At 62.1% G+C, this 15,072-nt stretch carries 7 protein-coding genes and 1 tRNA gene; 3 read left to right on the forward strand and 5 right to left on the reverse strand.

What is annotated here, in order from left to right:
• Positions 1-302 precede the first annotated feature (302 nt).
• Positions 303-376 (forward strand) — tRNA-Gln (locus tag IAE77_RS21255).
• 38 nt (positions 377-414) lie between these two features.
• On the opposite strand, the gene IAE77_RS21260 is transcribed toward IAE77_RS21255, so the two are convergent.
• From IAE77_RS21260 to IAE77_RS21275, 4 genes are all read right to left on the reverse strand, one after another.
• Positions 415-7,509, reverse strand: coding sequence for an Ig-like domain-containing protein (locus IAE77_RS21260; protein WP_294231132.1), 7,095 nt, complete (start codon positions 7,507-7,509; stop codon positions 415-417).
• Positions 7,506-9,281: an MbnP family protein gene (locus tag IAE77_RS21265; protein WP_294231135.1), complete on the reverse strand. Its 1,776-nt coding sequence runs from the start codon at positions 9,279-9,281 to the stop codon at positions 7,506-7,508. Before IAE77_RS21265 ends, IAE77_RS21260 begins: the two co-directional genes overlap by 4 nt.
• Positions 9,282-9,684: 403 nt before the next feature.
• Positions 9,685-10,671 (reverse strand): ThuA domain-containing protein, encoded by a 987-nt coding sequence (locus IAE77_RS21270; protein ID WP_294231136.1) that lies wholly within the window; start codon positions 10,669-10,671, stop codon positions 9,685-9,687.
• Positions 10,672-10,903: 232 nt separating this feature from the next.
• Complete coding sequence (locus tag IAE77_RS21275; RefSeq protein WP_294231138.1) at positions 10,904-11,938, reverse strand: lipid A deacylase LpxR family protein; 1,035 nt, start codon at positions 11,936-11,938, stop codon at positions 10,904-10,906.
• A 199-nt stretch (positions 11,939-12,137) separates the two neighbouring features.
• On the opposite strand from IAE77_RS21275, the gene IAE77_RS21280 reads away from it, so the two are divergent.
• Both IAE77_RS21280 and IAE77_RS21285 read left to right on the forward strand, forming a co-directional pair.
• Positions 12,138-13,298, forward strand: coding sequence for a right-handed parallel beta-helix repeat-containing protein (locus IAE77_RS21280; RefSeq protein WP_294231140.1), 1,161 nt, complete (start codon positions 12,138-12,140; stop codon positions 13,296-13,298).
• A gap of 8 nt (positions 13,299-13,306) precedes the next feature.
• Positions 13,307-13,741, forward strand: coding sequence for a hypothetical protein (locus IAE77_RS21285; RefSeq protein WP_294231142.1), 435 nt, complete (start codon positions 13,307-13,309; stop codon positions 13,739-13,741).
• A 63-nt stretch (positions 13,742-13,804) separates the two neighbouring features.
• Here the strand turns inward: IAE77_RS21285 and IAE77_RS21290 are convergent, their stop codons facing one another.
• The gene (locus IAE77_RS21290; RefSeq protein ID WP_294231144.1) at positions 13,805-15,037 is read right to left on the reverse strand and encodes an argininosuccinate synthase; all 1,233 of its coding nucleotides are present in this window, start codon (positions 15,035-15,037) and stop codon (positions 13,805-13,807) included.
• Between the last annotated feature and the right edge of the window lie 35 nt (positions 15,038-15,072).

Raw genomic sequence — 15,072 nt, forward strand, 5'->3', positions numbered from 1 at the left:
TACACTCTCTCCGTCGTCGGCAGCGTCAGATGTGTATAAGAGACAGATTTTACATTTCCATAATTTCAACGCTTCACGGCCTTTTGGTGAAGGCTGCAGCCTTGGAAAATCAAGGGCTGCGGCCTTTTTGGCCGAGCGCATGCCAAAAGCCTTAGAAAAAGCGGTGAAAAGGCTGGGGCGGGCTGTGGGAGGGCCGAAATTTTGTCATTTTGCCGTGGTTTGCGGCCTTTCTGAAATTCATCCGCGTCCAACGCTGGCCTTGCACAGTGCGAAGGAGGTTCTACTATCCGCCCCTCACCGACTACCCCGTGGTGTAATGGTAACACAGGAGATTTTGATTCTCTCGTTCAAGGTTCGAGTCCTTGCGGGGTAGCCACTCGGTCCCGAAGCCGCCAGGCGTTGAGCGCATCCGGCTCATGGCGCTGGAATCTGCCACATGCTGGAAGTGGCCCCACGGCGGACGAGAAACGCGCTGCGGCCCGCCTTGAAGAGGACGTCCTGATTCTTCGAAACCAAGGTCGCATCCCCCGAGGAAACCCAGATCGCGGCGCGATTCGCACGTCCGAAGAACCAATAGCCGTTGTAACCGCCAGCCCCGGCTTGGGAATCGCCCTTCCAAAGCTGGAAGGTGTCCGCCGTGGCAGGGTTGGTGGTGGCCGCGAAAACGGAGGCGGTCATGTTCAGGGCCGCTGGCGAGGTGTCCATGGGCCACGGATTCGCGAAAAGGCTGTAACCCGGTGTCGCGAGGGTGGTGAATGGCGTTGTGCGCACCTGTCCGGTGATCAAAAGGCTTTTCTGAGCACCGTTGTTGGACTTCAGCATGACTCCTGTGCCTGGCGGGATCACCACCCTGCCAGCGTCAGCCAGCGTGGCATCGCCTGCGGCAAGCCATTGCATCCGTGAACCGGATTTCAGCAGCCAGAAGGTGCGGAAGCCCGTGGCTTCGAGGAAAAGCACCTGATCCGCCTGGGCCGCGCTGTTGCTGCCAGTGAGCACTCTCTTGTCGAACACCTGCCCGAGCGTGATGTGCCGGTGGATGGCGATGCTGGCGCCTGCGATGTCCGCCGGGACTTCCGGCAAAGTGTTGTTCGCCGATTCGGTGTCGATGACCAAGGCACGATCACCGATGTGAGCGAGGTCAAAATGATGTCCGGCATGGGCACCGCCACGGATTTCCAAGTAGTAACGGGCATCAGGATCGGCCACACCGGGCAGATAGCAGGCGTCCGTCAGGTAAACCGAGCTGCCAGCCGATGAATGCGCCCTGCCGGCGAACACCGGGGGATTCACGACATTGATGCCGACGGTTTGCGTGCCGCTTTGCGTGACGATGCGCTGCCACGCGAACGGTGCTGACGCAGCGACCTCGCCTGCGGGGAGCAACTGTACCGTCAATCGCACCATGCCTCCCGCGAGGTTCTGTCCCGGCAGCGTGTCCAGATTGCTCCAGCGCAGGGGCTGCGTGTCGCCGCCGTTGTCGATCACTACAGGTGCGATGATCAGCGGCGTCCACGTGCGGAGGTCGGTGCTGCTCTCCAGCGTCCAGCGCAAGTCGCTGATGCTTCGCGGGCGCACGATGCTGGCGCTGATGTGGCCATCCTGCGTGTCGAAATGCATCCATTCGCCCGTGCTGATGCCGCTGCCGGCGCTGCCGCCGAGCGCATACTCCAGCAGATCGGGCAGATCATCGCCATCGGCGTTCGTGGTGGCGGTCGAAATGCCGTCAGCACCGTTGCTGCGGCTGCTTTGCAGCCATTCGGTGAAGGTGGCTGGATAAACAGGCGCTGGCAGGCCGCTGTCGTTGATGCGCAGGCATTCTGAAGGCACCACCTCCAGCGGCTGGTTGTCGCTGCTCCACAGCAATCGCGCCGTGGCGTCACCAGCGCTGTGGAAGAATTCCATCCGCAGCCGTGTGGCCGTGCCTGCGTGGAGGTCGATCTCCACGCTGTGGCTTTGTTCGCCATGATCGGCCCACTGGTTGATGATAAGCCTGTCATCCAGCCAGAGACGCACGCCACCAGAGTTGATGATGCTCAGCGTGTGACGCTCGCTGAAGCGGGGAATGAGGCAGCCCTGCCAGCGCACGCTGAAATCGTCAGACGGAACACGCGCATCCGGCGCGGCGGCATTCCATGCGAAATCAATGCAGCGGTCGATGCGACTGACGCGAAGCTGCTCAAAATTTCGACCGGCGAAATAATCGGCGGTCAGGCCGTCGCGGCCAACAGACGGACTCGCGTTGGCTTTCGTGATCTCGATGAAGTTCAAAGCCGTCGCGCCATCCGCCGCTCCGGTGTGATCGAGCGTGAGCCGGTCGTCCATCACCGTGACGCGCAGCGTTTTCACGTCGAATCGGCCAGCGGCGAGCGTGAAGGCGCTCCACGCCGTCGTGTCTTCGACCCGGAGCGAGTTCGTGCTCGCCATCGCCGCGTCGCCGATGCCGACCACGACATCGTATTCACCATTCGGGACGGCGATCTCCCATCGCGCGGCAGCGCTCAGGCGGATGAGCGTGTCCTGGCGTTGGTCGCTGATCAGGCTGCGATCACGAGCGGTTGCTGATTGAGACACGTTCCACCCGTATTCGAGGCCGTTTTGCGGCCCCAGCAGCGCTCCGGTGTCCGTGATGAAGCCCGCAGGCAGCGGCGCTCCCACGTTTTGGAAATTGATCTTCGCTGCAAAGTTCGCGGCAGTGACATTCGCGAGTTTCAGCACGTTCGAGACGCGGTTTCCCTGCGTTGCGCTGTCCTGCGCGGCATCTGCTGGCAAATGCACGACCAAATCACCCGTGCCTGCGGTTTGAATCGTCGCCAGCCAGAGCGATCCGCTGCCGCTTAGGCCGATGACGGTGCCGTTGGTGATGTTGAAGTCGTCCTCGCTGAGTCCGCTGACCTCTTCAGTGAATTGGGCGTTCAAGACGACCGTTCCGTTGTTGATGCCGGAGGCGAAGGTGAGCGTCACCGTCGGAGGGGGATCAGCGATGGCCGCAAAGTTCACGCGCAGCACGTTGGAAGCGGTGTTGGGATTGCCTGCGGCATCGGAAACGGCCCCCGCTGGCAGTGAAACGGTCACTTCTCCATCCGTATCGGGCGTGATCGTGAGGGTGTGGACCGATCCATCGCCATTGAGGTTCGAGACGATGCCGTTGCTGACGATGATGTCGTCAGACTCGAGCCCGGTGACGTCCTCACTTGCTCGCAAGGTCACTTCAAACGCCCCGCTCACCGGATCGCTCGTGGTTTCGAGCTGGATCGATGGCGGCGTGGTGTCGCCCGTGTTCGTGAGGTGCAGCACATTCGAGGCGAGGTTGCCCAATCCTGTGCTGTCGATCATCGCATTCGCCGGAATATCCAGACGAAGACTGGCCGCCTGCGGTGTGACGGTGAAGCTGAACGTAGTGCCGGAGAGGCTGAAACCGCTGACGCTGCCGCCAGTGATGCGGATGTCGGAGGCGGTGAAGCCATTGGCCCGTTCGCTCAAAACACCGGTCACCGGGAAGGGGGCGTTCACCGTGTCACCGATGGTGGCGATGATCACATTCAAAGGTGAGGGTGCCGTCAGGATTGCGTCGTCAATTTGCGACAAAAAAGCCACGACTTTGACGATCTGGTCGTCTGTCATGGACATTCCCTGGTGGGCGCGAACCGCATCCGCGAGAGTCGCCGCCGAGCCATCATGCAAATACGGCGCGGTGCTCCACAGTCCGCGCAAAGTCGGCACGTCGAGTCCGGTGATGGGGCCGTTCAAGCGCCTGCCGGTGGCTGGTTTGATCGTGCCGATGTCGCGGAACACGTTCAACGCGCTGTTGGTGAAACGTGAGCCGCCATGGCAGGCGGCGCAGTTCTTCTCGCGGAAGATCTGCTGTCCGGCGACGGCATCGGCGGTCAAAGATCCGTTGCTGTTGCGATGCGGACTGCCTCCAACGGTCCTCAATGAGCCCACATAGGCCGCCAGCGCGTCCAGATCGGCGCTTATGCCAGCTTTGAGATCGCCAAGAGGTTGATCGCGTGTGCCAGCATGAAAGTCCGTGTCGCTCATCAAGCCCAGTCCGCCTGCAAAGCCGCGGATCTGGCCCTCGAAGTCCTGAATTTCGTCGAAGTTGCCGGTCCAGTGGGCAGGACCGTGCGTGGCATGGCCTTTGAGGGAGATGTTGTTGCGCAGGCCCTCGCCAAAGCCGGTGAAATCCCACACGCGGCCGTCCTGGTCACCGTCATTGTGGCAGGAGGCGCAACTGATGTACTGCTGAAGCGCCAGTCGTTGGTCGCGGGCGTCGTGAAACAACTGCTTGCCCTTCAAAACCGTGGCCGGCAGTTTCTCACGCACGAGGCAGTTCAGCGTGGCGATCAGCCGGGGAGCCCGCTCAGCGCCATCCATGATCGCACCGACATCATGCACGGTGACGTTGCGATCCATGAAGTTCTGCACGTAGAGCGTGCGGCCGTCCGGTGAGGTCACGACGCCCTGCGGCGCACGTCCGGTGGTGAAGCGCAGCAGCTGACGCTTTCCCCAGGCATCCACCACGGCGATCTCACGGCTGCCTTCGAGCGCGGTGAAGAGGTACATGCCAGTGGGATCGTAGGCGGCGGTGCTGGCGATGCCTGCGTCGTTGAAGTCGATGCGTGCGGCGTGATCTTCCGCCTGCACGTTCAAATCGATGCGTGAAACGATGCTGCGCACCGCGCTGTCGTGCATCAGGGGCCTTCCGTCGCGCAGCAGGCCGCGCTGGAGGTTGTCCTGCTTCGAAGGAATCCATGCGTTGCCGCCGTCCGGGCTGATCACGGCCGGACCGAGGTAGTTCGGAATGCCACGACTGGTGATGGAGCTGTCCTCGTCGTTGTTGTGCCCCAGGATGATCGTTTTGAAGACGCTCATGTCCGCCGTGTTGATCGCCAGCACTTCGCCGCCGAACTTCTCGCCGTTTTGTTCAGTGATGACATGCGCGGTGCTTTCACCAGGGAGCGGCGGAGTGATGAACCGTGTCGCAAACAGCCGCGTTCCGTCCGCAGTGAGGGACAAATGACGTACATCGCGGCCGACGGTGGCTGTCGCGACGATTTGGGTGGGCGCCGCCGGGTTGATCTTCAGCACCATGCCACTGTCCTGCAGCGAGACATAGGCGTGCTGGCCGGCAGGATCGAAAACGACCGCGAAAGGCCGCGATCCTCGTGGCAGGGGAATCGTCCGGGCGACGGCGAGGTTCGTGCCGATGATGGAAAAGTTGTTGCCTTCGCTGTTGGCGATCCAGGCCTGGCCGTCGGGCGCGATGGCGACGCTGCGTGGACCCCGCCCGGTGGCGATCACTGTCACACGCCCACGCGTGACCGCATCGAAGACCGCCACGCTGTCCTGATCCGGATTCACCACCCAGAGCCGCGGGTTGCCGGTGCCGCGTGTTTGATAAGCGATGCTGCTGGAAACGGCCGGTGGTTTCGGTGTGAGCGGCGCATGCACGGCCTGACGGTAGCTGGTGACGACTCGCGAGCCCGTGTCATCGCGAACGGTCAGCGTGACGATGTGGCGGCCGGGCGTGACGTAAGTCTTGGTGATTGTCGCATTGCTGCTGAAGCCAGTGGCCGGGCTGCCATCACCAAAGTCCCACTGAAACTCGGGATTTGCGCTGCCCGTGGTCGTCGCACTGAGCTCGAATGCGGTGCCGGACGGCACGGGCGGGTGAGACAACGCGGCCACTTTGAGATCCGAGTGGACGTTCCATCGAAACGAGGCCGACGCCGGCGCAATCACGCCGTCATCGACAGTGACCGTGACGTCGTGGAACCCGGTGGCGCTGGCTGTGCCGGTAATGAGGCCGCTGTGCGGATCGATGGCGAGGCCTGCGGGCAGTCCTGTGGCGCTGAAGACGCGTGAGGTTGGGCTGTGGCCCTCGGCGTGGATGGCCAGCGAGACCGTGTCGCCGATGGTGGTGACCTGATCGGGCGGATGGCTGATGGAATGCGTGAGCGACGCGTCCACGCGGATTGTTTTGGAGACGGAATACGGCCCGTTGGCGGCGATGGCGAAGAGCATCCAGTAGCCGGGCGTCATCACGTTCAGATTGGCGCGTGACTGCACCGCGTAGGCACCGGGCGCGTGCTCGGTGAAGGGAAGCTCAAGGAAACGCAGATCGCTGCCCACGCTGTGGGTGAGGGAGGCCAGTTTGATGAAGGTGAAGCGCCGGACGCCCGCCGTGGCCCGCACGGCGAAGGTCATCGCCGGCCCGATGGCGGCAGGTGCCTCGGTGATCTCCGGTCGCGTGGCCAGGGTGCCGTCAGATTTATACAGTGCGGCCGGCGTGTGGATCTGCGCGTCCTGATGATCGGTGATGGTGCCGCTCAAACCGCCGCCGCCGGACCAGACACGGCCGTCAGGCAGCAGCACGGCGAGCGAGTGATAATTGCGCGGCACCTGCATGCCGGCAGCCTTGCGCCACATGCCCGTGGTGGGATTCCAGATCTCCGGTGTGAGGACGCTGCCCGTATCGACAAACTTCTCCTGCGAGGTGTTGCCGCCGACCGCCATCACCTCGCCATTGGGAAGGATGACGCCGTTGGCAAAGGTGCGCGCAAACTCCAGGCTGCCGGTTTGCGTGGCGACAGGTGTGCTGCCATTCACATCGATCACGTAGGCCAGTCGCGAGGCGCCGCCATTGTGCGTGCGGCCTGCGGCGTGGAGGATCTTCCCTTCATTGAACATTACCACGGCGCCGTCTTTGGGGTAGTAAGAGCCGGCCACACTGGCGCTGGTGCTGATGAACTCGCCTTCTCCAGCAGGATTCACCCAGTGCATGGTGCGTGTGGGGCCCGTGTGGGCGATCCGGCCGTCCGGGGCCACGTGCAGCAGCGGATGCCAGATCGATTCAAAGTTCGCTTCGTTGTGCGCCAGGGCCCAGTTGATGTCCGGGTAGCGCGTCCAGCCGTAGCCCTCTCGCCAATGCTCCGCTGTATCGCTGCCGCCGGAGCCTGAGGCGGTGAAGACGGTGCCATCCGGCAGGGCCACGCTGGTGTTGTACCATCGGGCATCATTCATGTCAGGCGCTGAGGCCCATTGATTGGTGCGCCAGTCAAACACGCTGCAATCGCGGATGGTGTTGTTGCCGCCATTGACAAGCAGACGGCCGTCCGGCAGCAGCGAAACACCGCCGCAGAACATGTCATGCCGCGGGTTGTTGATCTCCACGAACTCGCCGGTGCGGTAGTCCCACGTGGCTGCGTAGGTGAAGGTGCCCACGGGGAAGGTGGTCCGCTCGCTGGAGGCAAAGGTCAGCAGGCGTCCATCGGGAAGCTGGGCACAGGTGACCGGGATGTGCGGCGTCCATGCGATGAGCTCGCTCCATGAACCCAGCACCGACCGCAGCGAAGGCGGCACGGGTGGCAGCGGCTGCACCACCGTGGTGGAGGCCGGGGCCAGGCGTGCGGCCTCGGCGGCCAGGGCATCGCTTTGCTCGTGCGTCATCGGGCTGTCCGCACGCGCGGCGGTGCCGATGAGCAGGGTGAGAATCAACCAGCGCTTCATCTTGCGGGGCTCGCGGAATCAGCGCCGGTGAAGGTTTCATCGGTCAGCGTTTTCAGGAAGGCGACCAGGTCGGTCTTTTCCTGCGCGTTGAGCTGAATGCCGGTTTCAGGATGCTTGGCGAGATTCGGATCGAGCGTGGGCGAGCGACGAACGCCGTTGCTGTAGTGCTCCACGACTTGCTCCAGCGTGGCGAAGCGGCCGTCGTGCATGTAGGGCGCGGTGCGGGCGATGTTGCGCAGGCTCGGCGTCTTGAATTTGCCACGATCCGCCTCGTTCTGCGTCACCGCCATGCGGCCGAGGTCGTCGTCGGCCAGATCCAGGCCATTGTTGGCGAAAGGCTGGCTGGTGAACAGCGTGCCGCCATGGCAGTGAAAGCAGTCCGCGCCACGCAGGCCGCGTTGCGGGTCAAATTCGGTCACAAAGAGCTGCAGGCCGCGTTTTTCGCTCTCCGTCAGCTCGGCCGCCTTCCGCGCTGCCTGGTCAAAACGTGACTCCTGGGAGATGAAGGTCAGCAGGAATTGCTCCAGCGCCTTCGCGAGGCGGTCCGTCGTGATCCCGGGCGTGCCGAAGGCTCTGGCGAAGGCCGTCTCGTACTCCGGTGCGGCGTTGAGCTTCGCGATGACGTTCGGCAGCGTCTCGTTCATCTCGTTCTTGTCCTGGATCGGCATCAGCACCTGCTCACGCAGCGTCGCCGCCCGTCCGTCCCAGAAGAAGCCGGGATGCCAGGCCAGGTTGAACAGCGGCATCGCGTTGCGCCTGCCGACTTGCTGCTGCGCGCCGAGGCTGAAACGGCGTTCATCGGCAAAGGCGTGACCCTGCGCGTGGCAGGAGGCGCAGGACTGCGTGCCGTTCACCGAGAGCCGTGTGTCTTGAAAAAGCTGCCGTCCCAGCGCCACGCCTTCCTCCGTCAGCGGATTGTCCGCCGGCAGCTTCACCTGCGGGAAGCGCTGCGTGATCGCCGGCGTCAGCGGATGCGTGCCTGCGGGCAGCGCCGCTGGTTTCTCAGCAAACTCGGGCGTCTGATACACATCGTAGGCCACGCTGCCCACGCGGAACGAGCGCTCGATGTTCGTCTTGAGCTTCGCCGCCAGCGGATCGCCCTCGCGGGAGTGCGTGGAGGTGCCGTCCTTCGCGAAATCGACGCCCGCCAGCACGCGCGACAGATCCAGGTCCAGCGAGATCGTCAGCGGCCGCCCGCCCTGAAACTCGACCGGCAGCTCAACTGTCATCAACTGCGGCGGATTCGCCACGTGGTAGGAGAAGCCATCGTCCCCGCCCGTCGCCCTCGGGAAGCGGCCCTCCAGCGCCAGAAAGATGTAGCCGCCCATCCATCCCCAGTGCAGCCCGTTCACCTGCGGATTCAGGGCGTGATCCGGCGCGTGGCGATGCGGGTCCGATTTGTTCGTCACCTCATCCACGCCGATGCGGAAGCGCAGGCCGGTGTACTCACCTGTGGGCGTTCCGGTGCCTTTGGCGATCATCGACCCGGCCCCAGCGCTCACGTAAGCAAACCAGTCCCGCGACTCCACCCACGTGCCGTCCTTCTTCTTCAAAGCCAGGCCGGAGAGCAGGAAATCCAGCCGAGTCACCCGCATCGCACGGGCTTGCTCGAGCTTTTCGTTCAACCTCAGCCCCTCGTCCTGAAACGTTGGGCGAATGTCCAGCCGCAGTTCCTGCGCCCTAGCCAAGGAGGCCACCCAGCAGCCAATCGCGACCAGCCACAGGCCCCAACCTGGGCGCGGCAGACGTTGTTTCGCGAAAATGAGGCTCATAACGGCTTGTTTTCTTGTCCCTGATAGGATGTTCTATAACTTTCATAGCGTCACAAGTCAGGTGATTGTAAATCCAAGCTGTCTGAGGACTCGGTGCGGTCGCATGCGTGTGGTAAATGACCAGTTCCAGAGTTCCGCCGCCAAACTCGGCAAGGAACTGCGTCAGCAAGCTCCTCATGGTCTCGCAGGGAGGCCTTGACACGCCGGAGGGCCCTGTCTTCACAGGCACCTTTCATGGCTGGCCCGGATGTGGCCTCAGTATGAGAATGCAGGGCGAAGAATGGAGCGCCTGTCTAGCGCTTCACACTTCGCCCATGGTCTCAACGCGGACGAGGTCCTGGCTTTGTTCAGTCCAGGACCTCAAAGGGTGACGTTGTCCGCTTTCGGCTTTCCCCCGCCCGTTTTACGGGATGTTGCCGGGTGTTGAAGCAGCTTCCTCGAGCTTCAGAGCCCACTTGATGCCGGCGAGAATCATTTCCTGGTAGGTGTGGGCGATTTCGGGGCTGTTTTTGCGGTCTTTGGTGCCTTCCTTCCAGGTGGGGTCCCACACATCTTCGCGATGGCCAAGCGAGTTGTAGTACACCCGGCCCGCACCGAATTCTTTGCACCAGGAAACGGGGTAGTAGCTGCGGCCGGTGGCGGCTTCCTTCTTTTTGTCGTCGTCGGACAACTGCGCGAGGTTTGGATGGGCGTTCAGGCCGAGGAGGCCGTGGACCTTGGTCTTGTCGAAGCTTTTGATGATGTAGATCTCGTCGAACACTTTCCAGCCCTGCGGGACGGCCTTGGTGATGACGTGGGCGGGGTTGTGAACGACGGGCTGGATCTCGACCTGTGACTTGTGGGTCTCAAATTCGCCGCCGAGCATGTCAATGTAGCCACGGAAGGGGTGGTAAGTGTCGGACCCGGAGTGCATGGCGATGAAGGCCTTGCCATTTTCAATGAGCTTGATGAAACCGTCGCGGTCCGGGAACTGGAGGTCGCCAGTGGTGTTGGCGAAGACGAAGCCGTCGTAGTGCTTGATCTTGTCGATGGCCATCTTGTCGGCCATGTAGGCCTTGATTTTGTCGCCCCAGACCTTGTTTTCCTCGTTGAACCTGGCGTTGGCGATGCTGTAGGCCTCGGTCTTGGCCTTGAAGGTTTCATCGGTGTCCTTGTCGGTGCGGACGGGTGGCTTCCCAGGATTCTTGGGCTGGCCTTCGGGGTGGTGGACGAAATCGACAGTGAAGGCACCGGACTTCTCCCCGAGTTCGGCGAGGACTTTCTCCGCCGTTTCGATCGAGGAGTGGCGGAAGCCGGTGGTGACGGTGACGACAAGGAGCTTTTTGGGTTCCGCACTGGCTGTCGCGAGGGCGAGGAGGGAGGAGAACAGGAGCGTGAGACGTTGGATCATGGCGGGAGGGCAACGTGGGAAGGCCGGGCACTTTTGCAGGCGGAATGTTCGCCAAAATGGCGCGAATGGGCGATGCGAGGCGTTGTTCGCGGTCATTTGTGAACGTTGGGCATGGCCTTGACGCTGCGTGGCGCTCTTCATGAGCGGGCTGGGTCAGGCGTGTGCTTTTCCACCTGAAGGCAGGATTCTGAATGGCACTCCGTGCGGGGCAGGAATGCTCCGATGACGAGATTCAGAAGAAGATGGTGAGCGTGATGGAGCCGAAGATCTGCTCGTTGGACTGGCCGTCGTATTCGAGGGTGCGATAGACGTAGGCGTAGCTGAGCTTGGAGTTGCGCCAATTGATGGCGAAACCGGCGGAGAGGTCTGCGACGAAGGGTCTTTTATCCACGGAATGGCTCTCACGGAAAGTGTTGCCGTCGAGGAAGATATTGCGAAGGACAGCACGGCCTTCGGCGCGGAGGAACAGATGACAGCCGAAGCGGTTCGCCCAGGGCTGCGCGGCGACACCTTCGAGGGGCGTGGGTGTGTTGGCGGAGTCGCTGATGGCGCCAGTGCCGAAGTCGTCGGGCAGATTCCAGCCGAGGCGGAATTCGCCGCCGAGATTGGCATGGGTGTAAACATTCCCGAGGGAGGCACCGATGTAGGGGAGGAAGTCCCAGTTCACACCGTTGCGGTCGTAGCGGTCACGCAGACGCCATTTGCGCTCATAGGCGATGTTGATGCCGACTTCGTTGCGCAATTGATGATTCCAGCCTTCCGGGGAGCGCTGGCCGAGGGCCTCATGCACGGCGTGTTGAGCCTGTTCGCCGAGAGCCCATGGCCCAACGACGCCGAGGTTGAACAGGAGAGTGTTTTTAACGTGGGGCTTCTTCCAAACGAGGCCGAGACCGGCGTAGAGCCAGGCGGCATAGGGGCGCTCGCTGACGACGAGGTTGGGATTGCGCACATCGACGGGGGTGAAGATGCTCTGGCCGATGGAGATGGCGACATTGCGGTCGTAGCTGGAATCACCCATCAGCGGTGCGTCATCGAAGAAACTGGCGATGCCGCCGGCGCTGGAATCATCGGCAAAGTGGCGGAGGCTGGGCGAGGTCCAACTCACGCGGACGCCGCTGGTGTAGTCCTGATCGGTGTTGCTGAAGGTGTCGTTTTCAACGTAGATCGTCAGGGCGCCGAAGTAGGTGGGATGGACGTCCGGAGCGATCTGCGCTAGCGTCAAACCCGGAAGTGCCAGGGAGGTGAGGAGAGTGATGAGTGATTTCATGCGGGAGCGGGTGTCAGGTGGTCATCGGATGGGTGGTCCGACCGGGGCTGCGTGGGTTTGCTCCCCAAATCGGTTCTGGCCGGGCAGCTGCGTGCATGGAAATTGCGAGGAAATGGCAAAAGACGGCACGTTTGTTCAGCCGATGAAAATCCAACTGTTCCTTCTGTGCCTTGCTGTTTCTCTTCATGCCCAGAGTCCCGTGCCCGTCTCCATCGATGCTGGGAAATACCCGGATCTGCAGGCGGCGCTGGATGCCGTGCCCGAGAGCGGCGGTGTGGTGACGATACCACCGGGGAATTATGAGATCACCGGGCCGCTGAGGGTGAAGACAGCCGAGACACGCATCGTGGGCAGCGGTGCGGCGACGCACATCATCAACAAGAACGAAGCGGGAGAGCCTGCCGTGACCCTGCGGCCTGCCAACCTCGACCAGGACGCAAAAGCGCGCCTGTGGCGGGTCCAGATGGCAGATCTCCGCATCAGCGGGAGCGAAAACAGCGGCGACGGCATTTTCGCCGAAGGCATCCAGGAGATTTACTTCGAAGGCGTGTCGATCGACCACAACGGCGGCCACGGCATCCACATGAAGGACTGCTTTGAAGACCCGCGCATCGCCGACTGCATCCTGACCTACAACAAAAAGCGCGGCATCGAGATCATCAACTGTCACGACATCGTGGTGAACGCGAACCACTTTGAAGAGAACCAGGACGCGCTGTTCTGCGGGGACTCCTTCAACCTGTGCATGAACGGGAACAACATCGACGATCACCTGGGCAACGGCGTGATCATCGAGAACACCTACGGGTCGGTGCTCAGCGGCAACATGATCGAGGAGTGCAACGGAACGGCGGTCATCCTCGATCGTGACTGCTACGGCATCACGCTGAGCGCGAACGTGATTGCCCATCATCTGGAGGGCGGGATCGACCTGCGCGACGCCTGCGGTTGCACGCTGAGCGCGAATACTTTCACCATCGCGCACAAGTTTTCGGTGCGGGTGGGCAAGGATTCCGAGCGCAACACCATCAGCGCGAACAACTTCTGCAACACCTACATTGGTGCGGGCCAGGACAAGCGGCCGAAGGAGGCGAAAACGCCGATGGGTATCGATGAAGGCACGGGTGTGCTGGTGGAGGAGGGTGCCAACGGTGTGGTCATCAGTGGCAACAGTTTTGGAGGATTGTCCTCGGCCGCCGTTTGGAGCGGCGGGGCGGTGAAGAACGTGCTTATTTCCGGTAACATTTGCCTGGATTGTGGTCGCAAACTTGCTAAAGGGGCTAGGTGTTTCGCCTTTCCCGTCGCGGCCGGGGTTCTCATCAAGGACAACCTGGATGAGGCTTCCGCCGCAGCTCCTTGATCCACAACATGTTAGATGTTCAACGCTACCGCGGTGCTGTTTACCGCGACGAAGTCAACTTCGCCCGAAAAGTCATGTGGGGTCACATGATCCTCGGGGCCGTGGTCATCACGCTGTTCCTGTTTCATGAGGTTTTCACGTGGTTTGCGGGCGCGATGGGGTGGTATGCGCTGAGCCTCGTGGCGATGTATGGCTTCATGAGCGAAAAACCGGTCTGCCGGATGCTGCTGGCCGTGGTGTTCCTCGGCGGTTCGATGGCGGGCCTCTATTTCATCAACCGGGTGTTTCCCGGCCTGCAGCCGCTCCGCGGGCCGCTGATCCCGCTGTCGTTCATTCCGATCTGGGTGGGGGCGGCGAACCTGTGCTACGGCGCGGGCACCTTGCTGCTGCTGTTCAGCGGCAAGATCCGACGCGCCGGCTCCGTGGGCTTCACACTGTGGTGAAAAAAGGCCGGAGGCGTGCAGCGCTCCGGCCTTTGTGAGAGGAATGGTGGACGCCGTGGCGGGTCACTTCTTCTTGTCGCGAATGGCTCCGGTGCGCAGGCGCAGGCCGTTGAGGCGGATGAAGCCGGTGGCGTCGTCCTGGTTGTAGGCCTTCGTGGGGTCGGCCTCCATCGTCGCGATCTGTGGGTTGTAGAGGCTGTAGGGGCTCTTGCGGCCGGCGGCGATGATGTTGCCCTTGTAGAGCTTCACGCGGACGGTGCCGCTGACCTTCTTCTGGCTCTCGGAGACGAGGGCCTGGAGGGCGAGACGCTCCGGCGCATACCAGAAGCCGTTGTACACGAGCTGCGCATACTTCGGGATGAGGCTGTCACGCAGGTGCATGACTTCGCGGTCCATGGTGATGGACTCGATCTGGCGGTGGGCGAAGTGCAGGATGCTGCCGCCGGGGGTTTCATAGACGCCGCGGCTCTTCATGCCGACGAAGCGGTTCTCCACCATGTCCACGCGGCCGACGCCGTGCTTGCCGCCGAGCTTGTTGAGGAGCTTCATGACGCCGAGCGGGCTGAGCACCTTGCCGTTCACGGCGATGCAGTTGCCCTTGTCGAACTCGAGGATGACGGTCTCCGCTTTGTCAGGTGCGGCTTCGGGGAAGACGGAGAGGACGTTGAAATAGTCTTTATACTTGGGATCACTGGCGTCGAACCACGGGTCTTCGAGGATGCCGGCCTCGTAGCTGATGTGCAGGAGGTTGCGGTCCATGGAGAAGGGCTTCTTCGCGCTGGCCTGGACGGGGATCTTCTTTTCCTCGCAGTAGGCGATCATCTCGGCGCGGCCGGGGAAGTCGTTGCGGAAGCGCTCGTCACGCCAGGGGGCGATGATTTCGATGTCCGGGGCCAAAGCGGCGGCGGTGAGCTCGAAGCGGACCTGGTCATTGCCCTTGCCGGTGGCACCGTGGGCGATGGCGGTGGCGCCTTCGGCCTTGGCGATCTCCACCATGCGCTTGGCGATGAGCGGACGGGCAATGGAGGTGCCGAGGAAATATTGGCCTTCATAGATGGCTCCGGCCTGGATCATCGGGAAGATGAAATCACGGGCGAATTCCTCCTGGAGGTCATCGATGTAGATTTTCGACGCGCCGGTCTTTTTGGCCTTGGCATTGAGGCCTTTCAGTTCGTCGTCCTGACCCACGTTGGCGCAGAAGGCGATGACTTCAGCCTGATAGGTGTCTTTGATCCAGGAAAGGAGGACGGAGGTGTCGAGACCACCGGAGTAGGCGAGGACGATTTTTTTGCTCATGAGGGCTTTGGGAAGGAAGGGCCGTGATGATAGGG

It is taken from the genome of Prosthecobacter sp., assembly GCF_014879935.1.
Lineage (GTDB): Bacteria > Verrucomicrobiota > Verrucomicrobiia > Verrucomicrobiales > Verrucomicrobiaceae > Prosthecobacter.

Bases quoted from the DNA above. Each gene is read 5' to 3' on its own strand.
- IAE77_RS21260 (WP_294231132.1), bottom strand. From the start codon at position 7,509: ATGAAGCGCTGGTTGATTCTCACCCTGCTCATCGGCACCGCCGCGCGT.
- IAE77_RS21265 (WP_294231135.1), bottom strand. From the start codon at position 9,281: ATGAGCCTCATTTTCGCGAAACAACGTCTGCCGCGCCCAGGTTGGGGC.
- IAE77_RS21270 (WP_294231136.1), bottom strand. From the start codon at position 10,671: ATGATCCAACGTCTCACGCTCCTGTTCTCCTCCCTCCTCGCCCTCGCG.
- IAE77_RS21275 (WP_294231138.1), bottom strand. From the start codon at position 11,938: ATGAAATCACTCATCACTCTCCTCACCTCCCTGGCACTTCCGGGTTTG.
- IAE77_RS21285 (WP_294231142.1), top strand. From the start codon at position 13,307: ATGTTAGATGTTCAACGCTACCGCGGTGCTGTTTACCGCGACGAAGTC.
- IAE77_RS21290 (WP_294231144.1), bottom strand. From the start codon at position 15,037: ATGAGCAAAAAAATCGTCCTCGCCTACTCCGGTGGTCTCGACACCTCC.